Annotated in this window: 26 protein-coding genes and 1 tRNA gene; 12 read left to right on the forward strand and 15 right to left on the reverse strand. The window is 63.0% G+C overall.

The features are described from left to right. Window positions 1–18 precede the first annotated feature (18 nt). Genes ACUCV3_RS01750 through ACUCV3_RS01770 form a run of 5 tightly spaced genes read left to right on the forward strand, consistent with a single transcriptional unit; the run spans window position 19 to window position 7,862 of the window. Window positions 19–477 (forward strand): DUF6950 family protein, encoded by a 459-nt coding sequence (locus ACUCV3_RS01750; protein WP_482240320.1) that lies wholly within the window; start codon window positions 19–21, stop codon window positions 475–477. Then, window positions 465–7,139, forward strand: a complete 6,675-nt coding sequence (locus ACUCV3_RS01755) for a phage tail protein (protein WP_482240321.1) — start codon at window positions 465–467, stop codon at window positions 7,137–7,139. Before ACUCV3_RS01750 ends, ACUCV3_RS01755 begins: the two co-directional genes overlap by 13 nt. Before the next feature lie 11 nt (window positions 7,140–7,150). After that, a complete protein-coding gene (locus ACUCV3_RS01760) occupies window positions 7,151–7,447 on the forward strand; it encodes a hypothetical protein (RefSeq protein WP_482240322.1) in 297 nt (98 codons plus the stop codon). Further along, complete coding sequence (locus tag ACUCV3_RS01765; protein ID WP_482240323.1) at window positions 7,447–7,623, forward strand: hypothetical protein; 177 nt, start codon at window positions 7,447–7,449, stop codon at window positions 7,621–7,623. Before ACUCV3_RS01760 ends, ACUCV3_RS01765 begins: the two co-directional genes overlap by 1 nt. Beyond that, the gene (locus ACUCV3_RS01770) at window positions 7,620–7,862 is read left to right on the forward strand and encodes a hypothetical protein (RefSeq protein WP_482240324.1); all 243 of its coding nucleotides are present in this window, start codon (window positions 7,620–7,622) and stop codon (window positions 7,860–7,862) included. The genes ACUCV3_RS01765 and ACUCV3_RS01770 overlap by 4 nt, the downstream gene beginning before the upstream one ends. Before the next feature lie 2 nt (window positions 7,863–7,864). Here the strand turns inward: ACUCV3_RS01770 and ACUCV3_RS01775 are convergent, their stop codons facing one another. Continuing rightward, window positions 7,865–8,173 carry a hypothetical protein gene (locus tag ACUCV3_RS01775; RefSeq protein ID WP_482240325.1) on the reverse strand — a complete coding sequence of 103 codons (309 nt, stop codon included), beginning with the start codon at window positions 8,171–8,173 and terminating at the stop codon, window positions 7,865–7,867. Window positions 8,174–8,339: 166 nt separating this feature from the next. Here ACUCV3_RS01775 and ACUCV3_RS01780 point away from each other — a divergent pair, with 166 nt between their 5' ends. The 3 genes from ACUCV3_RS01780 to ACUCV3_RS01790 are packed head-to-tail and all read left to right on the forward strand — an operon-like array spanning window position 8,340 to window position 9,629. After that, a complete protein-coding gene (locus tag ACUCV3_RS01780; RefSeq protein ID WP_482240326.1) occupies window positions 8,340–8,684 on the forward strand; it encodes a lysozyme in 345 nt (114 codons plus the stop codon). Between the two features lie 31 nt (window positions 8,685–8,715). After that, on the forward strand, window positions 8,716–9,303 hold the full coding sequence (locus ACUCV3_RS01785) for a hypothetical protein (RefSeq protein ID WP_482240327.1): 588 nt from the start codon (window positions 8,716–8,718) through the stop codon (window positions 9,301–9,303). Continuing rightward, window positions 9,300–9,629 (forward strand): hypothetical protein, encoded by a 330-nt coding sequence (locus tag ACUCV3_RS01790; protein ID WP_482240328.1) that lies wholly within the window; start codon window positions 9,300–9,302, stop codon window positions 9,627–9,629. Before ACUCV3_RS01785 ends, ACUCV3_RS01790 begins: the two co-directional genes overlap by 4 nt. A gap of 402 nt (window positions 9,630–10,031) precedes the next feature. Here ACUCV3_RS01790 and ACUCV3_RS01795 read toward each other — a convergent pair whose 3' ends face one another. From ACUCV3_RS01795 to ACUCV3_RS01825, 7 genes are all read right to left on the reverse strand, one after another. Further along, complete coding sequence (locus ACUCV3_RS01795; RefSeq protein WP_268932917.1) at window positions 10,032–10,160, reverse strand: hypothetical protein; 129 nt, start codon at window positions 10,158–10,160, stop codon at window positions 10,032–10,034. A 160-nt stretch (window positions 10,161–10,320) separates the two neighbouring features. Further along, on the reverse strand, window positions 10,321–10,482 hold the full coding sequence (locus tag ACUCV3_RS01800) for a hypothetical protein (protein ID WP_017502130.1): 162 nt from the start codon (window positions 10,480–10,482) through the stop codon (window positions 10,321–10,323). 79 nt (window positions 10,483–10,561) lie between these two features. Then, window positions 10,562–10,939, reverse strand: a complete 378-nt coding sequence (locus tag ACUCV3_RS01805) for a hypothetical protein (protein WP_423300459.1) — start codon at window positions 10,937–10,939, stop codon at window positions 10,562–10,564. 190 nt (window positions 10,940–11,129) lie between these two features. Further along, a tRNA-Thr gene (locus ACUCV3_RS01810) sits at window positions 11,130–11,204 on the reverse strand. Window positions 11,205–11,232: 28 nt separating this feature from the next. Next, window positions 11,233–12,090 (reverse strand): hypothetical protein, encoded by an 858-nt coding sequence (locus ACUCV3_RS01815; protein WP_482240329.1) that lies wholly within the window; start codon window positions 12,088–12,090, stop codon window positions 11,233–11,235. Further along, a complete protein-coding gene (locus ACUCV3_RS01820) occupies window positions 12,087–13,400 on the reverse strand; it encodes a replication-associated recombination protein A (RefSeq protein ID WP_279727914.1) in 1,314 nt (437 codons plus the stop codon). The genes ACUCV3_RS01815 and ACUCV3_RS01820 overlap by 4 nt, the downstream gene beginning before the upstream one ends. A gap of 28 nt (window positions 13,401–13,428) precedes the next feature. After that, the gene (locus tag ACUCV3_RS01825) at window positions 13,429–14,607 is read right to left on the reverse strand and encodes a glycosyltransferase family 4 protein (RefSeq protein WP_279727915.1); all 1,179 of its coding nucleotides are present in this window, start codon (window positions 14,605–14,607) and stop codon (window positions 13,429–13,431) included. Window positions 14,608–14,730: 123 nt separating this feature from the next. Here ACUCV3_RS01825 and ACUCV3_RS01830 point away from each other — a divergent pair, with 123 nt between their 5' ends. Then, the gene (locus ACUCV3_RS01830; RefSeq protein WP_482240330.1) at window positions 14,731–14,949 is read left to right on the forward strand and encodes a hypervirulence associated TUDOR domain-containing protein; all 219 of its coding nucleotides are present in this window, start codon (window positions 14,731–14,733) and stop codon (window positions 14,947–14,949) included. 73 nt (window positions 14,950–15,022) lie between these two features. Further along, the gene (locus tag ACUCV3_RS01835) at window positions 15,023–15,676 is read left to right on the forward strand and encodes an MOSC domain-containing protein (protein WP_482240331.1); all 654 of its coding nucleotides are present in this window, start codon (window positions 15,023–15,025) and stop codon (window positions 15,674–15,676) included. Between the two features lie 13 nt (window positions 15,677–15,689). Here the strand turns inward: ACUCV3_RS01835 and ACUCV3_RS01840 are convergent, their stop codons facing one another. From ACUCV3_RS01840 to ACUCV3_RS01860, 5 genes are all read right to left on the reverse strand, one after another. Continuing rightward, complete coding sequence (locus ACUCV3_RS01840; RefSeq protein ID WP_482240332.1) at window positions 15,690–16,232, reverse strand: LysE family translocator; 543 nt, start codon at window positions 16,230–16,232, stop codon at window positions 15,690–15,692. A gap of 100 nt (window positions 16,233–16,332) precedes the next feature. After that, window positions 16,333–16,797, reverse strand: coding sequence for a MaoC family dehydratase (locus ACUCV3_RS01845; protein ID WP_017499528.1), 465 nt, complete (start codon window positions 16,795–16,797; stop codon window positions 16,333–16,335). Between the two features lie 116 nt (window positions 16,798–16,913). Continuing rightward, entirely contained in the window at window positions 16,914–18,464 is a 1,551-nt protein-coding gene (locus ACUCV3_RS01850) for an alkaline phosphatase D family protein (RefSeq protein ID WP_482240333.1), read from the reverse strand. A 45-nt stretch (window positions 18,465–18,509) separates the two neighbouring features. Continuing rightward, window positions 18,510–19,790, reverse strand: a complete 1,281-nt coding sequence (locus tag ACUCV3_RS01855) for an alkaline phosphatase family protein (RefSeq protein WP_279727976.1) — start codon at window positions 19,788–19,790, stop codon at window positions 18,510–18,512. A gap of 74 nt (window positions 19,791–19,864) precedes the next feature. After that, complete coding sequence (locus tag ACUCV3_RS01860; RefSeq protein ID WP_482240334.1) at window positions 19,865–20,392, reverse strand: DNA-deoxyinosine glycosylase; 528 nt, start codon at window positions 20,390–20,392, stop codon at window positions 19,865–19,867. Window positions 20,393–20,443: 51 nt separating this feature from the next. Here ACUCV3_RS01860 and ACUCV3_RS01865 point away from each other — a divergent pair, with 51 nt between their 5' ends. Beyond that, window positions 20,444–21,451 (forward strand): DUF2167 domain-containing protein, encoded by a 1,008-nt coding sequence (locus tag ACUCV3_RS01865; protein ID WP_279727919.1) that lies wholly within the window; start codon window positions 20,444–20,446, stop codon window positions 21,449–21,451. Window positions 21,452–21,511: 60 nt separating this feature from the next. On the opposite strand, the gene ychF is transcribed toward ACUCV3_RS01865, so the two are convergent. Beyond that, window positions 21,512–22,612: a redox-regulated ATPase YchF gene (ychF, locus tag ACUCV3_RS01870; protein ID WP_007704566.1), complete on the reverse strand. Its 1,101-nt coding sequence runs from the start codon at window positions 22,610–22,612 to the stop codon at window positions 21,512–21,514. 39 nt (window positions 22,613–22,651) lie between these two features. Then, window positions 22,652–23,011, reverse strand: a complete 360-nt coding sequence (locus ACUCV3_RS01875) for a hypothetical protein (protein ID WP_279727920.1) — start codon at window positions 23,009–23,011, stop codon at window positions 22,652–22,654. Here ACUCV3_RS01875 and ACUCV3_RS01880 point away from each other — a divergent pair. Continuing rightward, complete coding sequence (locus tag ACUCV3_RS01880; RefSeq protein WP_279727921.1) at window positions 23,006–24,241, forward strand: hypothetical protein; 1,236 nt, start codon at window positions 23,006–23,008, stop codon at window positions 24,239–24,241. The two genes, ACUCV3_RS01875 and ACUCV3_RS01880, sit on opposite strands and share 6 nt — an antisense overlap. Window positions 24,242–24,249 lie beyond the last annotated feature (8 nt).

Below are 24,249 nucleotides of genomic sequence, written 5' to 3' on the forward strand. Positions count from 1 at the left end.
GGTTAAGCTAAATATGGGATGCAGCTTGCGTCCCACAGATATGGCGATTGGGAAGATCGCCTCCGCACCTACCTCGACCGCGTAAACGACGAACCCTTCAAATGGGGCCGCCACGATTGCGCCCTGTTTGCCGCCGATTGTATCCGGGCGATGACCGGGTTCGATCCCGGTGAAGCGTTTCGCGGACGATACGACACCAAGACCGGCGCGGCTGAAGCGCTGCGCGAATTCGGTGCAGGGACGCTCCTTCGGACAGTGGTGTCGTGGCTTGGAAAATCCAAGTCGATCCATCTCGCTCAACGCGGCGACATCGTCATGAACGCGGACCTGGCCTGTGGAGTCTGCGTCGGCCCCTACAGCTATTTTGTCGGGGAAGGCCCTGGCCAGGTCGGGCTGATCCCGGTCCCGACCGCTAGTCTGAAATACGCCTTCAGCGTGCCCTTCGAAGCGTCGGAGGGCGAAACTTGGGCAAAGTAGTAACGACCGTCCTGGTCGTCGCCGTTGCGGTGGCGATCGTCGTCTTTGCCCCGCAGATCGCTGCGGCCATCGGCGCATCGGGTATTTTCGGCGCGACCGTCACCGCCGCGACCCTTGCCACGATCACGTCGTCGCTGGTCGGCCTTGGCGTTTCGCTTGGCATGGCTGCGGCCGCGTCGGTGCTGCGCAAGGCGCCTTCAATGTCGCAGTCGCTGGTCGATCGTCTTCACACCAGCGTCGTTCCCAGCGCCCCGCGAAAGATCGTGTTTGGCACCACAGCGGCCGGTGCGGACGTGCGCTTTGCAGAAACGTTCGATCGTGCCGGGTCCAAAAAGGACGGTTACGCGCAGATCATCGCGCTCGCGAGCCATCGGATCAATGCGGTCAAGGAATGGTATCTCGAAGAGACCCGGACTTGGGCGAACGGCGCGATCGTCGATAGCCACGATGGTGGCGTTCTGGCCGTCCAGACCTGCTTCGAAGGCAAGCCCGGAAACGGATTTTCCTGGGGATCGGGGAAATATTGGACCCCGCAATCGACCTTCACCGGCTGTGCCTACCTCGCGACCCGATACAAGCTGGATTCGAAGGTTTGGCCCAGCGGCATCCCATCTCGTTACACCACGATCGTCGAGGGTTGCCCGCTTTACGATCCCCGCCGCGACAGCACGAATGGGGGCAGCGGTTCCCACCGCATCGCGGACCAGGCGACCTGGACATTCCGGGAAGGCGCGGTCGAAATCGGCCGCAATCCCGCGCTGGCGCTGCTGACCTATCTGCTCGGTTACCGGATCAATAACAAGCTGGTGTGGGGCATGGGCATCCCGGCCCATCGCATCGACTTCGACAATTTCCGCGCCTACGCGAACGTCTGCGAAGAGCGCGTCCTGACCCAGTCCGGCGCCACGGTTCAGCGCTACACCAGTGATGGCACCTTTTCGACCGCTGACCCGCACGAAACCGTCATTAATGGTCTTTCGGCGGCCATGGGTTCGTGCAAGCTGGTCGATACGTCCGGCGTCTATCAGCTAGTCGGCGGTTTCGACGATACGCTCGGCCCCAAGGTCGATTTCGACGCGAACGACCTGGTCGCGGCCGCAGGTTCGGCATCCCCGTATCTGTGGAAACCGGCGCCGCCGACCCGCGAATTGCACAACATCGTGCGTGGTCGCTTTGCCGATCCCAGCAGCCTCTATCAGCTTGTCGATTGGGGTGTGGTCGAGACCGATCCGCTACCCGACGCGATCCCGCGCACGCTGTCCCTCGATCTTGGTCTGGTTACCCGCGCAGAGACTTGCCAGCGTATCGCAAAACAGTGGCTGCTCCGCGAGGCCAAGACGCCTGGCGTCTTTTCGGCGACCTTTGGCCCGAAAGCCTTCCGCGTCCAGGTCGGCTCGCTGATCACCATGTCGCTTCCCGAGCGTGGCTGGAACCGGAAACTGTTCCGCGTGATCGAGCAGGTCGAGACCCACGATCTTCTCTTCACCATGGCGCTTCGCGAAGAGTCCAGCGAAGTCTACGCGTGGGACCGCGAGGAGAAGCCGCTTCCCGCCACGATCCGCCCGGACGGCTATAATCCGCGCGACACGATCGCGCCGGGAAATCTCACGGTTAGCAGTTCGGTCATCGAAGGGGCTGGCGGCCAGCAAGTCAGCGAAGTCGAGGTCACTTGGCTTCCCGCACCGTCCGCGCGCGTCGTCGGTATCCAGATCGAGAGCCGACCGACAGGCGCCATCGCTTGGACCGAACAGGCCGCAATCCATGATCCCGTGTCCGGTGTTTTCCGTTTCGGGTCGAACGTCGGCGGTGTCGATCTCGCCGTGCGTGCCCGCTTTCGTATGGACACCGGCGTTTACAGCGAGTGGGTCGGCGCTGATGTCGTGTCGGCAGCGATCGAGATCGTCGATGGCCAGGCGCGCGAAAACGCCACCACCGCAATCGACACCGCGCAGCAGGCGCAGGAAACCGCGAATTCGGCCGTCAGCCAGACATCGATTCTGAACCAGCAGCTTGCCCAGCTTGATGCCGATGTCGCGACGGCGAAATCAACGGCGGCCGACCTCCAGGCCACTTATGGCAATACCGCGACCTCGAAAGCCAACGCCGACGCGGCAGCCCAGCACGCTTCGAACGCGCAGGCGGCGGACCAGAATTCGACCGCGACGCTCGCCCTGACCGAACAGGTCCGCGACGATGCCGCCAACATCCTCGCCCAGACCGGCACGATCCGCGACGAAGTCATCATCGCCCGGACGGACGCGCAGACCGCGAACAGCCAGGCACGGGGCTATCGTGACCAGACTGTCCAGGCGGCTGAAACGACGGAAGGCGCGGCGGCGCGGGCGGCGGAATCAGAACGCCTGACCTCCATCGCCCGCGATCAGTCTGGACAGTCAGCCAGCGCAGCAGGCCAGCACGAAACCAACGCGGCCACCTTCGCAAACGACGCGCAACGCAGCGCCGTCACGTCCGAAAATGCGCGCTTGAGCGCCAGCACGGCGGCACAGTCGATGATGCCTGCTGATTTCGGCGACTTCACGAACTGGTCGGCCGAATGGGTCGGTGCCAGTGGTTCGCTCGCCGACGATGGCCGCTTCACGTCCTACAGTGACGCCAGCACTGGCCGCGTCGTCCAGGTCGCCAACAACCCGCATTTCTCGCCGCATATCACGTCGAAGGGACGCGCCCTTCTAATCCGCGACCACACATACCGCGTCACGATCACCTGGAAGTTGGTCGGTCAGCAGGCCGACGAAACACCGGTTAACGGCGCGCTCTATTTGGCGGCGGTGAAGGGTGACGAAAGCGCCAGCGGCATGGGCGGCTACAATTGCACCATCGCGCCGAACCAGACGGGTTGGGGTAGCGGCTGGGCCGTTCACACCATGGACCTGTCGGCGAACGCGCTTCTCGACGCTGGATTCGTGTGGGGTCGGCCTCTCTTCCGTATCGATCGACAAGGTGTCTTCCGCCTGAAATCGCTCGAAATGCGCGATGTCACCGGCGAAGTCACCGCCAAGGGCCACGCCGACGCTGCGGCGGAAAGCGAACGCGAGGTCGTCGCGATTCAGACCGACGTTTCGCAAAAAGCTGGTGCGGTCGAACAGAACCGTGTCCGTGCGGAAACCGCCAGGGCTGACGCCGAAGGTTTCCGCAACCAAACGGCCGCTTCCGAAAGCAACGTCAATCAGGCCCTGTCCACGGCCACCCAACAGGCCGGAATTTCTGCGTCTGCTGCGAAGACGGCCCAGAACCGTGCCACCGGAAATATCGTCAGTCGTGGCGAGTGGAGCGCGGATAGCGGGAAGGGTGATTGGACCGGCGCTGTCGGCGTCTACTATTCGAACGACCTTGGTCAATACATCCTGAGCCAGAACGACCGCGACAGTTACGATGGCGAACCGATCGCCGGAAACTGGTCGAACCGGCGCTTCCGAATCAGCGGCGAGGCCCAGACCTGGGGTAGCTATGCCGCACAGGTTGGCATCCATTGCGTGATGAACGAGGGGACCAACGGCTGGTTTTTGCAAACCGCTGTGCCCGCTGGTCAGTTCTATACGCCGTTCAGTTTCGAAACTACGCTTCCCGCGAACGTCAAGTCGGCACGAGGCCTTCTGGTCAGTGATGGTCCGCACGGTGGTGCCGGTCACGGTGTCAACTGGCGCAGCATCCGCATCGAAGACATCACGTCGGAGAAGGCAAGCCAGGATAGCGCCCAGGCGTCCGCCGACAGTGCTTCCATCGCGACCGCGAAGGCGGACGAGGCCGGTCAGCACGCCAGCGCAAGCCAGTCCAGTGAAGTCCGCGCGACCACTATTGCCGATGGCGTCGATAAGACCTTCGCCAACAGCTTCCCGAACTATGTCGGCCCGACCGGACAGAAGGCCTATGTCTATCTCGGCGACGACGGCACAGGTTTCCAGTTCGACTATGGTCCCGGCGCGGGGTGGCCGCAGCCGTATATCACCGCGCAGGCCGGTGGCCGTGGTGGCCGCTACAATCGAATTTCCTTCAAAGAGTCGATCCCGAAATCGGTCGGTCGTCGATATCGCGTGCGTGCGTGGTTCTACAGCAATGCCACCAATTGCCAGACCGTTGGCCTCTGGGCGCTAGGCACCAACAACAACGTCTGGGATGGTTCGGCGGTAGGCTATGGCAGCGAAGCCTCGCCCGCTGGCACCGTCAACAACGTCGCGATCAATGCGCCGGGCTTTACCGAAGTCGCCGCCGAATTCACGGTCACCGACGCCTGGCGGCCGTTCTGGAAACCGATTTTCGAGTTCGCCACGACTGGCGGCGCACCCAACGGCCTTTGGCACATGACGGGCCTGACGGTCGAAGACATCACGGCCGAGAAAACGGCGAGAGATAGCGCGGACGCAGCGTCTAGCGCTTACAGCAACGCCCAGATAGAGGCTGGAAAGGCTGGAAATTCGGCGAATGCTTCGTCGGGTTCGGCGGATCGCGCAGAAGCTGCGAATGGCGACAGCCAGGCGGCGGCGCGGGCGGCGCAAGGATCGGCGGCAGACGCAAATCGTGACGCGGCTTCCGTTGCCAACACTTTGAGCCTAGTCGCAACATACAGCACTGGCGGCGGCAACCTGCTCGTCGAGAGTAGCTTCGAAACCGGCACTCCAGGTTGGTATTTCTGGTCACCCACGCCGGGGTCATTTTCGGCGAACATCCCGCTTCGCGATCACGCGGGCGACGATTGGCGTCCGCCGCAAGAGCATGTCGTCGGTATCAATCAGATCAACGGCGCGCAGAACGACTACGCGACAATCTACCCCGATAGCGTCAACGTCGAAGGCGGTAAGTGGTATGAGTTCAGCGCCTTGGTGGCGGGCCATCGTTGCGATACCGAACTCAAAATCGAGTGGAATGATGCTAACGGCAACCGGCTCGCTGACGATTGGGAAGGTCGCCAAGGTGGAGCGCAGGGCGGTCGGTTCATCCGAGACTGGCCGAAACGCTGGCTGAAACGTCGCGCGCCGGACAATGCCACCCGCGCCACCCTTGTGTTTTTCAAGCATGGCACGACCCCCGGCAATGGCGACAGCCACATGTTCGTTTGCCGTCCGATGTTCAGGGAAACATACGAGCAGGCCAGCAGTCCGCTTGTCTATGCCCCCGCAAGTGGCCGCGCCACCCAGGCGGCGCAGCAAGCCAGCATCACCCAGAATTCCACCGCCATAGCGACCACGAATTCCACGCTCGCGAACTTGACCACGGTCGTCCAAAGTGGGTCGCCGAACCTGCTGCGAAATGGCGGTTTCCAGCTTGGGATGAACTATTGGTCAGCTACCCATGGCGGCTGGAGTCCGCACGTATCTGGCGGGTGGGGTCAGATCACGGATCGTGCTGGCGACTGGTCTGGTCAGCACACCTATATCGACAGCGAGCGCGTGCCGGTGTTTGGAAACACACCTTACACGCTTTCCGCAGACAGTCTCTACGTCCTCTTTTCTGGATCGGGCCACTGTTACACCGAGATCGTCTGGCTTGACGGTGGCGGAAACTGGATTTCGCAAACGTCGGGTAGTCCGAATTACGCGGGGCACGATTTCAACACGACCGACGCCGGTCGCAAGGTCCATAAGCTGACCGCAACTGCTCCCGCGAACGCCACCCAGGCGGTGGCGCGCCTGGTCCACTACAAAGCGGACGGATCGTCGGTGAATGTCATCGGTTGGCGCCAGGTGAAATTCGAACAAGGGTCTGTGATGACGGCTTATTCGAACGAAGCGGCGGTCACTACGATCAGCGAAACCGTGACTTCGGTTGATGGAAAAGCCAATCAGGCGCTGGCCCGTGCCGCTGTCCAGCTTGACGTGAACGGTTACGTCAGCGGCTGGGAGACCAGCAATAACGGCCAGTCGTCCGATTTCACCGTGTCGGCCGATCGTTTTCAGATCGTCCGGCCGGGTGGTGGTCCGCGCACCGAGTATCGAAACGGTCTTTGGATCGTGACCGACGGCTCTTCCTGGATGTCCATTTGGGGCGGGGCGTTTGGTAGCGGGAACCGGTTCATGCGCTGGACTGGCCCATATTTCAGCGACCTGAACAATTGCAACGAGGGCAACGCGAAGGAATATCTTCGCGTCGATGGCACCGCATATTTCGGCGGCGCTCTGTTGGCTGGCACGCTTCGAAACAGCGGCGCGTCGAGCGCTACGGCTGCGAACGCTTCGACGACGACCGGCGCGTTTGGCAGCAATGGCGGTCAGGTCACCGTCAACACAAGCTGGGTCTACAGCTATGATGTGACCTCTACTTATCCGGCCACAACGCAGGGGCGGCAGCAATACGACGCGGCCCTGGCGGCGTTTGGTTCGGCAGGGTCGGGCGACGGTGGTTTGACCCATCAGGGATCGAAGACGGAAACCATGTCGGCGGCCGAAATCGTCCTGAACTTGCGGAAAAACGGTGGCCTGGTCGCCTCGCAGGGCGGCGGTTCGAAGATCGTTTCGCTCGACGGTGTGCGTCCGACGATCGGCGACAGCGGTGGCCGCATCACCTGGACGTATAGCCACAGCAGCAGCTTCACGCACGTCGATGACGAACGCTCGACCGCTGCCCGCACGTTCAGCGCCGACATCGTGCGAAACCTGTCTACCGGCAACAATCCGAGCCAGCGGGTCAGCGTCGTGTGCGTCGAATGATAAATATGCGCATGGATATCACAGCAGAAACGACCCTTCGCGAGGTCAACGCATTTTCGATCGCCACGCTTGAAGCGCTGATCGCCGACATCGATGCCCTCCGTGCCAGCGGCCAGGCCGCCACGCTGGAGCAGGACTATCCGACCGCCCAGGTGGTGGGCCAGGCTCTTTCGAGCTTGGCGGGCATCCGGATGCAGCTTGAGACGCGCCGGGTCACCCTGGAGAATAAACGTCGCGAATGGGACGGTGAAGAGCCGCTGTCGGGCGCTGGCACCTTCACGCCGACGCTGCCGGTGACGCCCGCGTGATGAAGCGCAAGGTCAAGGCAATCGCGGGCATTCTGGGTGCTACGACCGCGCGGAAGGTTGTATCTGCGATCGTTGTCGCCGCGCTGGGGCTGGCCGGTCTTAACACCGTCGATCCCGAACTGGTCGCCGGGCTGATCTCGCTTGCTGTAGCAATCGTTCAGGTGGCGGTTTCGTGATCGCCGGTATGACGATCGAAGCGGTAATGGCCATGTTGGGCGGCGCGGCCGCTCTGCTTGGCTTCCTTCACACGCGTGCCCGATTCGATTTCAGGGTCGAGGCCTTGGAGCGCCGGGTCGAGGAATTGGAAACTCGTGTCGATGCTGAAATCCGGACGCTGTCAGACCGCATGCTGGAAGTGGTGATGCGCCTGGAGAACCTCGCTGGACGCCTGGAGGGCCTGCACCCCAAGGGGTGATGTTAGACAGATGCCCCCATCGCCTTCTGATTAGCGAGGTGTTCTTCCAAGTCGCGACTATAAGGTGTCGGCCAAGGCCGACCACGTTCAACAGCGATTAGTTGCCCCAACTGGAAGTGGGTCTGATCGCCGCCGACGTGCAGAGCAATCAACGGGGTTTCTGGAGTAAGGCCAGCCTGAGTGCGCGGATGGGCTAGGAGGACAACGTAAGCTTCCACCTCGTTCGCGAGGTCTAAGATCGTGATCCGAGCGGTAACTTTGTCGGCGCGCAAGCTTCGCGCTTCGACAAATAGCGTGGCAAGTTCACCCATTTCGCACCCAACTGTCGATGATGTCCCAACGTTAGTTAGCGACAATCGCCGTAGGCGACCACCACATAAATAACAGAATGAACCTCTGAAAACGTCGCCCGCTGGTCGGGCGCTTATCACCACCTTTGAAGGCGATCGCCTCGTCGCCTACCTCTGTCCGGCTGGCGTGTGGACGATCGGCGTCGGCCATACCGGTCCCGATGTCCGTCGCGGCCAGACCATCACCCGACAGGAATCACAAAAGCTGCTGGCCGCTGACCTTCGCCGATTTGAAGCTACGGTCAATCGTTTGGCCGGGCGGATGTCCCAAGGTCAGTTCGACGCTTTGGTCAGCTTTGCCTTCAACGTCGGGGAAGGGGCGCTGGCGAAATCGACGCTGTTGCGGAAGCATCGCGCGGGCGACCATGCCGGGGCCGCGAAGGAATTCGGCCGGTGGAACCGTGGCGGCGGGAAGGTGCTGCCTGGCTTGGTGGAGCGTCGGGCGGCCGAAGCAGCGCTCTACCTCGCCTAAATAAAGGAATGACACTCCTCTTCGCGTCTTGGTGGCCTGCGAATTCAGCGGCACCGTCCGGGACGCTTTCGCCGCGCGCGGCCACGACGCTTGGTCCTGCGATCTCCTGCCATCATCGGGCCAGCATCTCCAAGGCGACATCTTCGATTTCCTGGATCGCGATTGGGACATCCTGATCGCGCATCCGCCTTGCACCTATCTCTGCTCGTCAGGTCTTCACTGGAACAAGCGGGTCGAAGGGCGGGCGGCGCTGACCGAAGAGGCGCTCGATTTCGTGCGGCGGCTGATGGAAGCGCCAGTCGATAGGATCGCCATCGAAAACCCGGTCGGCTGCATCAGCACACGAATTCGACCCGCCGATCAATATGTCCAACCCTACGATTTCGGCGACGATGCCAGCAAGCGCACCGGTCTTTGGTTGAAAGGTCTGCCAAAGCTGGTCGCTGACCGTTCGAAGCGGATCGCCGGTCGCATCGTCGGCGGGAAGGAGCGCTGGGCCAATCAGTGCGACAGCGGTCAAAATCGCCTGGGACCGTCTTCCGACCGTTGGGCGGCCCGCAGCGTTACCTATTCGGGGATCGCGAACGCTATGGCGGCCCAGTGGGGCGTCCTCGCGTGACGCGCTATCGGTCGAAATTCGAAGCCCGTTGTGCCGCGCTCGTCCCGGCCGAATTCGCGCATGAAGCGATCAAGCTGCCCTACACCATCGCCCACACCTATCTGCCCGATTTCGTCGATGTCGAAGGTCGGCGGATAATCGAGGCGAAGGGCGTAATGGACGCAGCTTGCAGAGCTAAAATGTTGGCTGTTCGCGACCAGAACCCTGGTTGGACGATCGAGATGTGGTTTCAGAACCCTCGGCTGAAAATCTCGCCGAACAGTTCGACGACGTATGCGGCCTGGTGCGATCGAAATGGGATCGCCTGGCGCCAAGGTCCGGCCTGACGCGGGTGTTAGAGCAGGCTGTAAAGGCCTGCGGCCGACGATCCGATCATCATCGCAGCGAGAAAGATCGCCTGGACCTTGAGGACCAGCGACGATCGGTCGCGATCATATTGGTGATGATTCAAACGTTCGCCTTCAAAAAAATACCCCGCCAAAGTCGGCGGGGCATAGTCAAGCCAGAGAGGAGACCGACAAACGCTTTCTGCTCGCGTCTGTTCCGCGCCTATCGCATCAAGCCCAGCATGGCGGCTGCCGCATATGCGCAAAGCACTGCCAGCGCGAGGATTGTATCGGCGATCGATCGCGTTCGGTTAGTGGCATCGGTGTCGGGGCGGCGCAACGAGTGTATCTCCAACATGGGCGGGTCGGGACGAAACGACCGTTTTCGTCGATGGTTGCGCGCTAGATGATCAGGATGACGATCGCGCTGATAGCCGCGACCAGGATCGTCGCAGCCAAGACGAACGCCTCGATATCCGACTGATCGTCGCCGCTTCGACTTTGGTCGCCATCGTCGTGATGATCGTCCATCCGTTCTCTCCCTGCGTCGAAGCGATAGCATCGATCCGTGCAGCGGTCGCCATTGAAATGGTCGAGAGGGATCAATGCGCTGGGGCGGATCGGTGCTGATCGCCTCGACGAACATCATCCCGCCCAGGGCGACGGCTTCAATGGTCAGGACGGATGGCGGTCACGTTTCATCAGGCATCAGCCTTCGGATGATCATTTCATCCATGACCGCCTGCTGCTCGTAGGAGAGGTTCTCTCGGTCGGTGACCGCAGTCCAGGCCTTCATCAGTTCGTCGTCTGACATATCGGCCGCAACCGCAGCGGCCTTCAAGTGGTCTTCCATCCGCGCCTCCGATCATTACGCAGGCGGCAAATAAAATCGATCGGTCAAGATTTTTCAACCGCCTCCAGTTTGCGCTGGGTTAGAAAATCTCGCTGATGGCCTCGCGGAAATCATTCACCGATCGCAGCAGTTCGGGCTGATGAAGGTCCGGGAAGACCCGCGCGTCATCGTCCAGTTGATCGTCCTTCGACCGGCGCAGGTTCATGCTCCGTAGCATCCTCCGAGCAACCCTTTCCAGGACAGCCGATGGGCTGGGATCAGGGGTGGGATACATGGGGAGGGGACGGTCCAGGCCAAGGTCGGCGCGATCCTCCGGATGAAGGGTCGCGATAAGCAATGGGAAGCCCATGGCATCGACCTGAAAGCTTAGGTGGTCGAGCGGTGCTGGGGGACTGTCGAACAAGTTCATGATGTCGTGTCGGAGGGTGGGGGCGGGTGATTCGTCATTGTCGCGCATGACGTATTTATCGATCGACGGGTGATTCGGTTTCCCCTGGAGTTTCCCCCGGCGCCCTGTCATTTCCCATCGACCTAGATCGACATCGCGAAATTGGAAAAGTTTCCCCCAGAGTTTCCCCCGGCAAATCTGGTCACGTCCGCACGTCCCCGAGGGGAATGATAAAACCTAACAATTTCAGGGGGTTGAATGGTGCCGACTGAGGGGATCGAACCCCCGACCTTCGGTTTACAAAACCGCTGCACTACCGCTGTGCTAAGCCGGCGCACCCGACGGGTCGGACGCCCTTACTATCAGATCACGCCAAACGTCCAGCCCTCTGTGCGCGCAATTTCGCCGGTCAGGGGTAAAGGTGTCCAAAGCGCCGGATTTTCGGCCCTTTCGCGCATCCAGGCGGCGGTCAGCAAGGCATCGGCCTGATGGTCGGCGGCAAGCGGGCCGGCGTAAGGGGTGGTTGCGAACATGGTCAGCGCGTTGTTGAGGGCGGCGAGATCGCGCATCTTGGTCCGGCCCTTGGGTCGTCCGGCGGCGCGCGCAGCGATGCTGGTATAGATTTCGACGACCAGCGATCCGGTGGCGGGCAGCGGATCGAACGGCCAGACCGGCACATGCGGGCGGATATGGTGGAGCAGGCGCATGCCGGCAAAGCTGGCCTTGGCCACCTGCGCCGCGCCGATCGCGTCATAGATGGTCGAGGGCTTGCCGCCGCCCCCGGCATTATAATGGGCTTCGCAGGCGCGGTTGTGCAGGAATCCGGCCTTCATCCCGTCGGCCTTACCGAAATAGAAATGGCGACGATGAGTGGTTTCCAGCAGGCTGGCGGCGCCCAGATCGGGATCGTCGCAGACCGCATCGACATAGGCCCAGAACGCCGGTGCGTCGGTCGGCGTCGGATCGCCGGGCAGATAGGCGCCGCGTGCGACGAAGGGTGGGGCGAAGCTGAAGTCGAAGCCGAACAGGGTCGGTGCCTCGCACGCCGTTGCGATCAGCCAGTCAGCGACCGCCTGGCGCGACCAGATGCCGCCGGGCGCCTCGACCAGTTCTGGCGCATCCTGACCGATGCCACAGGTGGCGACCGCTATCCCCTTGTGCCGCGCGCCCTTGGCGCCCGACCAGTCGATCGCCGCGAAGCGCGCGAACCGGGATGTCACGCCGCGCCGCGTTCGGCGCGCAGCTTGTTCCAATAGGCAATGCGCTCGGCGATCCGCGCCTCGAACCCGCGCTCGGTCGGCGTGTAGAAGGTCTGCGGGCTCATCTCTTCCGGCCAGTAATTGGCGCCGGAAAAACCGCCCTCGGCATCATGGTCATATTGGTAATTCTTGCCATAGCCGACCTGCTTCATCAGCTTGGTCGGGGCATTGACGATGTTCATCGGCGGCATCAGCGATCCGGTTTCGCGCGCAGTGCGGAATGCCGTCTTCATCGCCATATAGCCGGCGTTCGACTTGGGCGCGGTGGCGCAATAGATGCAGGCCTGAACGATCGCCAGTTCGCCTTCGGGCGAACCGAGAAATTCATAGGCATCCTTGGCGGCAAGGCACTGGACCACTGCCTGCGGGTCGGCGAGGCCGATATCCTCGGTGGCGAAACGGACGAGCCGGCGCAGCACATAAAGCGGCTCCTCGCCAGCGGTCAGCATGCGGGCAAGATAATAGAGCGCCGCTTGCGGATCAGAGCCGCGCAGTGATTTGTGAAGCGCGGAGATGAGGTTGTAATGGCCCTCGCGATCCTTGTCATAGACCGCGACGCGGCGGTGAAGCAGGGCGGATAGGGCCGCCGGATCGAGCGGCGCGGGAATGTCGATCGAATAGAGCGTTTCGACCTGATTGAGCAGGAAGCGGCCGTCGCCGTCCGCGCTGGCCAGCAGCGCTTCGCGCGCGGCCATATCCAACGGCAACGGGCGGCCGATCAGCGCTTCGGCCCGGTCCAGCAATTGTTCGAGCGCGGCGGCATCGAGCCGGCGCAGGATCAGCACCTGCGCGCGGGACAGGAGTGCAGCGTTCAGTTCGAAGCTCGGGTTTTCCGTCGTGGCGCCAACCAGCGTGACCGTGCCATCCTCGACGAAAGGCAGGAAGCTGTCCTGCTGCGCGCGGTTGAAACGATGGATCTCGTCCACGAAGAGCAGGGTCTTCTCGCCGCGACGGCCATGGTCCTTCGCAGCGGCGAACACCTTCTTGAGGTCGGCGACGCCGGAAAAGACGGCCGAGATAGGCTCGAACCGCATGCCGACGGCATCGGCGAGCAGCCGCGATATCGTCGTCTTGCCGGTGCCGGGCGGTCCCCAGAAGAGGATAGATGACAGGCGGCCGGCGGCCACCATCCGGCCGATGGCGCCGTCCGGGCCGGTCAGATGTTCCTGGCCGACCACATCGGCGAGCACTGCCGGGCGCAAGCGATCGGCGAGCGGGGCATGGTCGATGCCGGCGGGAAGGACATCGTCGGAAGAGAAAAGATCAGCCATCGTCCCCGATATAGGTCGGCCGGCCCGATCAGGGAACAGGGCTGGAACGGATCTTGGCACCCTGGGCGCGCTGGCGGATGATCCGCAAATAGGTGTCGACCAGCGCCTGGTTTACCTGATCCCAGCCGAAATGTTCAGCCTGCGCCTCGGCGGCGGCGCCTGCGCTGGCGCGGGCAGCACCATCGGTGCAGTAGATTTGCAATGCGTCGGCGAACTTGCCGATGGCGCCGGGGCGGATCAGCCGGCCGGTAACGCCTTCCTGCACCAGATTTTCGCTGCCGGTGGCGCGGGCGGCGACGGTCGGCAGGCGGCAGGCCATCGCCTCCAGCGTGACATTGCCGAACGTCTCGGTGACCGACGGGTTGAACAGCATGTCCATGCTGGCGACGGCGCGGCCCAGGTCGGCCCCGCCCTGGAAGCCGGTGAAGACGGCATCGGGCAAGCGGTTCTGGAACCATTCGCGGGCCGGCCCTTCGCCAACCACCAGCACCTTGTGCGGCACCTTGCGTGCGGTCAGCTGGTCGATCGTGTCGGAAAAGACGTCCAGCCCCTTTTCCATTACCTGACGGCCAATGAAGCCGATCACCGGCATATCGTCGGCAAAGCCGAGCGAGCGGCGCCAGTCGAGATCGCGGCGCTGAGGGGTGAAGATCTCGCGGTCGATGCCACGGGTCCAGATGCCAACATCATAGCTCATTCGCTGCTCGCGCAGCAACTGGGCCATCGATTCCGACGGGGCGACGATGGCGTCGCAGCGGCGGTAGAAGCGGCGCAAAATGCCCTCGATCGCGGGTTCCAGGAAGGCGAGGCCATAATAGCGCGGATAGGTTTCGAACCGGGTGTGGACCGAAGCGACGGCGGGCAGGTCATGATCGCGCGCCCAGGTCAGCGCCCGATGGCCGAGCGGATCGGGGCTCGACAGATGGATCATGTTGGGCGCGAACGCCTTCAGGTCACGGCGCAGCGCGCGCGACAGGCGAGTAGGGATGCGATATTCCGGGCGGCCGGGCACGGGAATGGACGGCGCGCTGACCAGGTCGCCGGTCGGCGGAAAGGCGGGCGTATCGGTGGTCGGGGCATAGACGCGCACCTGCGCACCCTGACGCAGCAGATAGCCGACGAAGCGATTGAGCGCCTGGTTCGCGCCATCGCGCACATAATTATAATTGCCGCTGAACAGCGCGACACGAAGTCCGGTAACATCCATCGCGGCCCCTTAGACCAGACCGGCGAAAAACCCAAGGAACCAGAGCGGGTCTCGGGAATTTTGCTGAGGCTGACCGGGAAAGCCGGCCGGCATGATTGCCCCTGAAGGAGAGGATGTCTGCTGATGGCCGAGAGATTCCGCAAGGGAACACGGGTCAGGTGGAATTGGGGGCAGGGTGTCGGCCGGGGACGCATAGCTGAGCGGTTCGAGCGGTATGTGGAGCGGATGATCGCCGGCTCCCTGATCCGTCGCAACGGGTCTACCCGCGATCCCGCCTATCTGGTCCAGACCGACAAGGGCGACCTCGTGCTCAAGCTGGGATCGGAACTGAGCGCCGCCTGATCTTAGGGACGGACGGGGCAAGCTGGCCGCAACTGGCCATCGTCATCGCGCTGCAACCATGGCATGGAGCGGCATGACCCAGCCTTTCATGACCATCGATGCGCTGCTGATTGGCATGCCCCGGCCCTTTCGCGGCGATGAGCATAGCGCCATCGGCAAGCAGCCGGTTGCCGGCCCGATCCGTATCAACTGGCTGGGGTTTGCGGGCGACGGGGTGGCCGATACCGTTCATCATGGCGGCTGGGACAAGGCGATCCATCTCTATCCGCAGGATCATTATAGCTGGTGGCGGGATCGCAAGCCCGATCATCCGCTGCTCGACGCGCCCGGCGCCTTTGGCGAGAATATCGCCAGCCGCGGGATGACCGAAAGCGACATCTGCCTCGGTGATCGGTTCAGACTGGGCAGTGCGGTGGTGGAGGTGAGCCATGGCCGCCAGCCTTGTTGGAAACTCGACCATCGTTTCGGTGCCCGCGACGTGATGGCGACGATCGTCAAGACCGCGCGCTGCGGCATCTATTTCCGGGTGATCCGCGAAGGCGAGGCGGAAGCGGGCACGCAGATGGGGTTACTGGAGCGGCCCTTGCCCGACTGGAGCATCGATCGGGTGTTTCGCCTGCTGATCGGCGGCGGCCACAAGGCCGATCCCGATGCGGTGCGTGCGCTGGCCGACATGCCGCAACTGGCCGAAGCCTGGTGCGAACGGGCGCGCAAGTTGGCGGCGTGATGGCTGAGGTCGCCTAGCGTTCCACCGCCATCCGCACGGCGAGGCCGCCCAGCACCGTGCCCATCAGCCAGCGCTGGATCGCGATCTGGGTCGCGCCCAGGGTCAGCGACTGGCCAAGGACATGGCCGCGCGCCGGATCGACGAACTGGGGCAACAACGAAAGATAGATCATCGCTACCTTGGGATTGAGCAGGTCGGTGAGCAGTCCCATGGCGAACAGCCTGCGCTGGCCGTCGAGGGGCAATTGCTTCACCTGAAAGGGCGAACGGCCGCCGGGTCGCACCGCATTCCAGGCGAGCCACAGCAGATAGAGCGCGCCGCCCAGGCGCAGCACGTCATAGGCGAAGGGCACCGCCATCAGCAGCGCGGTGATGCCGAAGGCGGCAGCGACCATGTAGAAGAGGAAGCCGCAGGCGACGCCGAGCAGCGAGACCATGCCGGCGGCGCGGCCCTGGCTGATCGAGCGCGAAATCAGATAGATCATGTTCGGACCCGGCGTCAGCACCATGCCGAGCGAGATGAGGGCGAATGCGGCAAGATGCGCGGCGCTGGGCATGGCTGGGTTCCCCGGATGAGCGTTTGGCCTCGCCTAGGGGGGAATGATCCGCGCCGACAGGTCCGGGAGACTGTAATTGGCCACCCCGAATGGGGTGGCCTTATGCCGGGCGGGTGCGCCACATGGCGATCGGGCACATGGTCAGCACGGGTTCGTCTTTCTGATTGTAGAGCGTCACCTTGTTGCGGACGATGCCCATTTCCGGGCGGCTCTGCGAAATTTTCTTGTCGATCACTTCATTGGTGCCGCGCAGTGTGTCGCCGGGGCGGACCGGGCGCAGCCAGCGCAGTTCATCGACGCCCATCGCGCCCAGGCTGGCCGCCTGGCGTCCGGGTTGCTTCTGCATTTCGGCGACGAACATCTTCATGAACAGCGCTGTGGTGTGCCATCCGCTGGCCGAGATGGTGCGAAAATGGGTGGTCGCCGCTGCCTCGTCGGACAGATGGAAGGGCTGGGGATCGAACTCCGCGGCAAAAGCGATCGTTTCCTCGCGCGACAGGGTCAGCGGCCCGAACGCCACGCTGTCGCCCACCACGATATCCTCGAAATAGAGAATGTCGTCCATATCATCCGTCTCCTCGAAGCGATTTCGAGGCAGATGGCACATCTGCCGGCTCGGAAATCGCGCCATCATTCTTCAACGGATAAAAAGGTAGGTGAGCTTTCCGTTTACGTCAACTGTCAGCTAATGGTCAGCCCCGGCGTGCCGCGCGGAACGGTCATGGTCGCGCGGGTGCGGATCTGGCCGCCCGGCGCCGATACCTGATCCATCACCATCGCCCGCGTCGTCCAGGCGTCGGCCGTCACTTCGCAGGTCAGATAGCCGCGCTGGTCGTTGATGAATTTGAGCTGCGGGTTGTTCTTCAGGATGATGTCGCTGCCGGGCCGCAGGTCCGATCCGTCGCCGCCCGAGGAGATGGAGGTCGACACGAACTCGACCGCGACCGGCTTTGTGCCGTCATCCAACAGGCCGGCGAGATTCTGATGCTCGTCGCCGGTTAGAACCACGACATTGTCCAACCCCTTCATCCGGCCGAGCAGCCGCTGGCGCTGCACCTTGTAGCCGGCCCAGGTGTCCATATTGTAGATCGGCTCTGCCGCGTCCGCACTGTTGCGGCGGTCGAGCGCCATCATCATCACCTGCTGCGCCAGGCAGTTCCACTTGGCGTCGCGGCGGGCAAGGTTGCGAGCCAGCCAGCCTTCCTCCTCGGCGGAAATGACCTGTGCCTGGGTGGCGGCCATTTCGGTGCAGGCCGGCTTGAAATTGTCGCCACAGGGCTGATCGGTGCGGAACGTCCGGGTGTCGAGGAAGTCGATCGACAACAGGTCGCCGAAGCGGGCCTGGCGATACATGGTGCCGATCATCTCGCTGCGCGGCGCCATCGCCGCGCGGACCGGCATATATTCATACCAGGCCTGCATGCCGGCGGCGCGACGCATGCGGAAGGTGTCGGCAGGCGCGCCCTTGGCATCGATGTCGCCGACCCAGTTATTGGCGACCTCATGATCGTCGAAGGTCGGGAACCAGCTATGGCGGCAGCGTGCCGCCTGCAGGTCATAATCGCTCAGATATTGGGCGTAGCGCAGCCGATAGTCGGCCAGGTCGTAGCAATCCTGGCCGATATGGTCGCGCACTTGCGGTCCGGGCAGGCCGTCCTTGTCATAGTCCGGCCCGCGCTGGCTATATTCATAGATGAAGTCGCCATAATGATAGACGAAGGCGAGATCGTCCTCGCGCGCCAGATGGCGGAAGGCAGTGAACAGGCCGTCCTGATAATTCTGGCAACCCGCGACGCCGAATTTGAGCAGCTTGGGGCTGGCCGATGCCAGCGGCAGGGTGCGGGCCCGGCCACGCGTCGACTGGTCATTGCCGAGCGCAAAGCGATACCAATAGGGCCGGTCGGGCTGAAGGCCGGTTACCTCGACATGGACGCTGTGGCCCAATTCCGGCCGGGCGATCGCTTCGCCGCCGGCCACGATGGTCCTGAAGCGATCGTCGGCCGCTACCTCCCATTTCACCGGGATCGGCGTCATCGGCATGCCGCCATGCGGCTCGAACGGGCGCGGCGCCAGCTTGGTCCAGATGACGAAGCCGTCGGGCGCCGGATCGCCCGATGTCACACCCAGCGCGAAGGGATAGCCGGCGAACCAGCTCTGGGCGTGCAGGATGGCGGGCGCGCCGGCGATCGGGGCGATGGCGGCGGCGGAGAGGAGCGAGCGGCGCGTGAACATGACGCGCCGCCTAGAACCGCTTTATGACAAATACATGTCGCCCGATCAGGGCTTCACCAGTCCCTGCAGCACCGCCGGGTTGCCATCGCTCGCCACCGGCGTCACGCCCAGCAGGCGGGCGAGCAGCGGATAGACATCGACATTGGTGAAATCGGCCGAGGGATGGAAGCCGCTGACGAAGGCGGGGCCATTGGCGATGAACAAAGCCTGCATTTCGGGCGCCCGATCGTCCCAGCCATGGTCGCCGCCGGTGACCGGCTTGGTCGGGGTCGTATTCTGGAACACCCAGCCGGTTTCGGCCAGGCAGAAATAGGGCGGGATGCGGCGATGGGTGCCATAGTGGAAGCGCGCCGGGATGTCGCTCTTGCGCCAGCACTGCATATGGTCGCGCGGCTTGAACAGCGCGGCCTCCAGCGCCTTTTCGCGGCCGGGATTGGCGACCAGGCTGGCATAGGGGCCGGCCTCCACCACGCGATAGTCGACCGGGTCGGCGATCTTGTCGATCGGCAGCACCCGGTCGTTCGCCTTGGCGGCCATGCCATGGTCGGAGACGATGACGATATTGGCTGGCTGGCCCAGCGCCTTGAGGCCGCCGATCAGTTCGCCGATATGGGCGTCGACGTCTGCTACTGCCTGGGTGGTTTCCGGCGCGGCCGGGCCGTTCACATGGCCGGCGGTGTCGACCTCATCGAAATAGAGGGTGACGAAGCGGGGGCGGATGTCGGCCGGGCGGCGCAACACGTCCAGCACGCCATTGACGCGCTGGGTCGGGCTGATCGCCTCGTTGAATTGCGCCCAGTCGCTCGGGCGCGATCCGCCGCTGATCCTGTAGGGCCATTCGGCCGCCTTGTTGCCGCCCCAGGCGACGTTGGAGCCGGGCCAGAACATGGTGGCGGTGCGCACGCCCTGCTTTTCGGCGGTGATCCAGATCGGCTCGGCCTCGTTCCACCAATAGGGATCGTCGCTGGCCATGGTGAACTTGTCGTTGGGCCGGCTGTCATCTTCCATATTATTGGCGACGATGCCGCTGCGGTCGGGCCGGTCGCCGGTCACGATCGCCCAATGATTGGGAAAGGTTTTGGTCGGGAAGGACGGGCGCATCGATGCTTCGGTGCCGCCGGCCGCCAGTGCATTGAGGTTGGGCGAGACGCCACGGGTCAGATAATCGGGGCGGAAGCCGTCGATCGAAACCAGGATCGTCACCGGCGCGCGCTGTTCGGCCGGGGCGGCTGCGACGCTCGCTGGATGCTGCTGCGCCGGGGCGCAGGCGCCGAGCAGGGTGGAAACGGATAGGGCAAATGCGAGCGACAGGCGACGGGCGGACATCATGGCCTCATGGCAAAAAGGAAGATTTGACCGCTGCTTAGCAGTCCAACCAAGTCGGTAAAGTGACGAATGGTTCATGTCGGATCGACATAGCGCGCCAATATGCTCCAGGCTTGGCGCTTGGAATCACGCGACAGGCTGGCATAGGCGCCGCTGGAGGAGGGCAGATCGATCATCACCAGATCGGACCTTTCGCCCAATTGGCGACGGCCATGCTGGGCGGCGGTCTTGCCGTTGAAGGCGATCGCGCAGAGATTGGGCAGGCGGGACAGGAAGGCGCTGAGGTCGCGCAGTTCCGCACCCCGGATGCTGCTGTCCAAGCTGCCGTCGCGATCGGCGCTCTCGATCACGTCCCACAGGCCGACGCCCCGTGCGCGCAGTCGCTTGAGCTTCATCGCATAGGGCGCGCTGCGCAGATCCTCGCCCAGAACGTCGCTCATCAATGCCCAGAAGGCATTGCCGCGATGGGCATAATATTCGCCCTGCTTGATCGAGGCGTCGCCGGGCAGGCTGCCCAGGATCAGCAGCCGCGTTTCCGCGTCCACGCTGGGCGGAAAGGCGATCTTGCGGCGGACGGGCATGATGCGGGGCGGTTGGGTCATTGCCTTCCAAGCTTTTGTTTCTAAAAGATTGCGCGTCACAAGGGGGATCTGATGAAGAAGATGTGGAGCGCCATTGGCGCCATGTTGCTGATCGGCGCCATGCCGGTAGCGGTTTTTGCCCAGTCGGACCAGCCTGCCGGTCCGGCGGCGAGCGCGGAACAGCGCGCCTATGAGGCCAAGGTGAAGGCGGTGCTGGCGAAGCAGCGCCCGCAAAATGGCGACATCACCCTGACCGAAGCCAAGGCCGTGCTGCATCTGGGCCAGGATTATTATTATCTCGACGCGGCGCAGGCGCGCGAGGTGATCGTCGACATGTGGGGCAATCCGTCGGCCCAGGCCGATGGTGTGCTGGGCCTGGTCTTTCCGGCCGGCAAGACCTTCGTCGATGACGATGCCTGGGGCGCGGTCATCACCTATGAGCAGAGCGGCTATGTGAAGGACGATGACGCCGCCTCGACCGATTATGACGCGCTGATGGCCGACATGAAGTCGGGTGAGGAGGAGCGCAACAAGGAGCGCGCCGATGCTGGATATCCCGCGATCCAGCTGGTCGGCTGGGCCGAGCGGCCCGCCTATGACAAGGCGCATCACAGCGTCATCTGGGCGCGCGACATGCGCTTTGGCAATGCGCAGGAGGATACGCTGAACTATGACGTCCGCCTGCTCGGGCGCTATGGCGTGCTCAGCCTCAACATGGTGTCGACCATGTCGCAACTGCCATCGGTGAAGGCGGCGGCAGCCAAGTTCGGTGCTTCGGTCAGCTATGATGCAGGCGCGCGCTATGCTGACTATGTGCCCAATGTCGACAAGGTCGCCGAATATGGCATTGGCGGGATGATCGCGGCGGGTGCCGGCCTGCTGGCGGCCAAGAAGCTGGGCCTGATCGCGCTGATCCTGGCCTTCGGCAAGAAACTGCTGATCCCGATCGTCCTGGTCTTTGGTGGCGGCTGGCGCTGGATCAAGCGCCGCCTGGGCAAGGGCGAGGAGGAGGAGGTTGCTCCGCTAGAGCCGGAGCCAGTAGCCGCTGACGCCCCGGAGGAGGAAAGCGCCCCGCGCTGAACGAAGAAGGGCCGGGGGATCGCTCCTCCGGCCCTTTCCATGTCAGTGTATCTTTTGCTGTCAGACGTTGAAGCGGAACAGCATGATGTCGCCGTCCTGCGTCACATAATCCTTGCCTTCCGAGCGCCACTTGCCCGCTTCCTTGGCACCGGCTTCGCCGTTGAACTGGACATAGTCGGCATAGGCCATGGTTTCGGCGCGGATGAAGCCCTTTTCGAAGTCCGAGTGGATGGCGCCGGCGGCCTGCGGGGCCTTGCTGCCCTTGGCGACGGTCCAGGCGCGGGCTTCCTTGGGGCCGACGGTGAAGAAAGTGATGAGGCCCAGCAGCTCATAGCCAGCGCGGATGATGCGGGCGAGACCGGCTTCGGTCAGGCCCAGCGCTTCGAGATATTCGCCGCGTTCCTCGACCGGCATGGTGATGAGTTCGGCCTCGATCGCTGCCGACACGATCACCGCGCTGGCATTTTCGGCCGCCGCCTTCTCGAACACGCGGGCGGAAAATGCGTTGCCTTCGGCGGCAGCGCCTTCCTCGACATTGCAGACATAGAGAACCGGCTTGGCGGTCAGCAGTTGCGCCTGGGCGAACAGGCGGGCTTCTTCCTCGTCGCGCGGCTGGGTCAGGCGGGCGGGCTTGCCGTCGCGCAACAGTTCCAGCGTCTGGCCCAGCACCGATGCGGCGGCCTTGGCTTCCTTGTCGCCCTGCGCGCCCTTCTTGAGCAGGTTGGGAACCCGCTTCTCGAGGCTTTCGAGGTCGGCGAGCATCAGTTCGGTTTCCACCGTCTCGGCGTCGGCGATCGGATCGACCTTGCCCTCGACATGGGTGATGTCGTCATCCTCGAAACAGCGCAGCACGTGGACGATGGCGTCGGTCTCGCGGATGTTGGCCAGGAACTGGTTGCCCAGCCCTTCGCCCTTCGACGCGCCGCGGACCAGGCCGGCAATGTCGACGAAGGCGAGCTGCGTCTCGATGATCTTGGCGCTACCGCCGATCTTGGCGATGGTCTGCAGCCGATCGTCGGGCACGGCTACGCGGCCCTCATTGGGCTCGATCGTGCAGAAGGGATAATTCGCCGCCTGCGCCGCCTGCGTCTCGGTCAGCGCATTGAACAGGGTGGACTTGCCCACATTGGGAAGCCCGACGATACCGCAACGAAAACCCATTATCGAAACCTTTGAAGACGCAGATTGATGCTCTGCCCGCTAGCGCCTTCCCGCCTGCAAGGCCAGCATTTCCACGATGCGGGGGCGGAAAACAGTGGATGCGGCTGCTGTTTCGGGCATTCCTCCGGGGTGGCCCTTATTGTGGGGAGTTGGGCTTTTTCTACTATGGCCGAAAAATAAGCGGGTCGCGCTGGCAATCGGGAGACGATTATGACCATCGCGACAAGGCTTGATGCTGCTCTTGGCAAGAATATCAACAAGATATGCGAAAATAAATTTCACGATCCGGTTGCGAATCACTGTGCGCATTTCGTTTCGCATATATGTGATCTGACATTTTCCTTTAACTGCAAGCAGTTCGCTGGTGGAAGCAAGCCTGGCGCCAATGTCCGGGTGCATGAGATATTCGCCCAATGCCCGCGTGTGGGGCGCTGGGACGATGCCGATCTCGCCAAGACCCAGCTGATTTTCGTGACGCTGGCCAGCAATGTCGACCTTACCCGCAAGGAGATGGTCAACATTCCGCAAAAGCATATCGGCGTCTATCATAGCGGAAAGGTCTATCATTACAGCAACACCGCCGATCAGGTGACATCGGAATCGCCCGAGAGCTTCCTTGCCAAGTTCCAGGCGCTCTATGCCGGTAATCAGGGGCTATTCTATGGCTGGATACCGGGCGAAAATCTGCTGCTCGACGTGCAGGCCGAGCCGCGATCGGTCAGCGCCGACAAGAAGTTCGAACTGCCCGATCCCGTCGATGGCCGCTGGAAGGCGCGACTGGTCGGCGAACCGGATTTCTTCCTGGTGGGGAAGGAGGTCAATGACGCTGCCCGCAAATATCACGGCATCTTCATGCCGGGCGCCAGCTATTGGGGCGAGATTTATCGGGCGGAGGAGTATCGCCCCAGCTTGCGGACCTGGGCGACGCTGCTGGAAGTGACGGGGGCCTGCGAGAGCGAAAATCACTTCAATCTGGTCAACACCTATGACCGAGCGAAATTCACCTTCGGCTTCTATCAACTGGCCGCGCATACGCCGCAGGACAATCTGATCCTGATGTTCCACCGGCTGGCCGAATTGCCCGATTTCAATGGCTATTTTCCCGAGCTCGAACTGCGGGGCGGGCGCCTGTTCCGGGTCGATTCCGATGGCGGAGCTACGGATCTGGAGCAGGAATTCACCGCCAGCAACGGCGAACGGCAGATCATGTTGTTCATGAACTACCTGAACCCCCAGCGGGTGCCGATCGACCGCCAGGAGGTCTTGCAGGCGGCGCGGCTGATCCACTGGACGCAGCATGATCCGGCTGCCCGGCTGGCCCAGGTGCGGACCGCCGCCGATATCCTGCAGCGTAAGATGTCCGCGCGCTACGCCCGAAAGCTGCCGCTGGACGGCAAGTCCGACGTCATCTGCGCAATCGTGGCGGATATTTTCCATCAGGGGCGATCGACCTTTGCCGCCGTCAAGCCGCTGCTCAGCAGCGCCAATCCGGTCGAGGCGCTGCTGAAGGTCAATGATGCCGCCTGGAGCGGGCGTAACAATCGGCTGCGCGCGGCAATCAAGGTCGCCAAGGACCAGGGGCGGCTGGGGCAGAAACATTATTCCGCCGCCACCAACGAATTTGTCTGACCCGGAGG

The sequence above is a fragment of the Sphingobium sp. VMM genome, assembly GCF_056790315.1.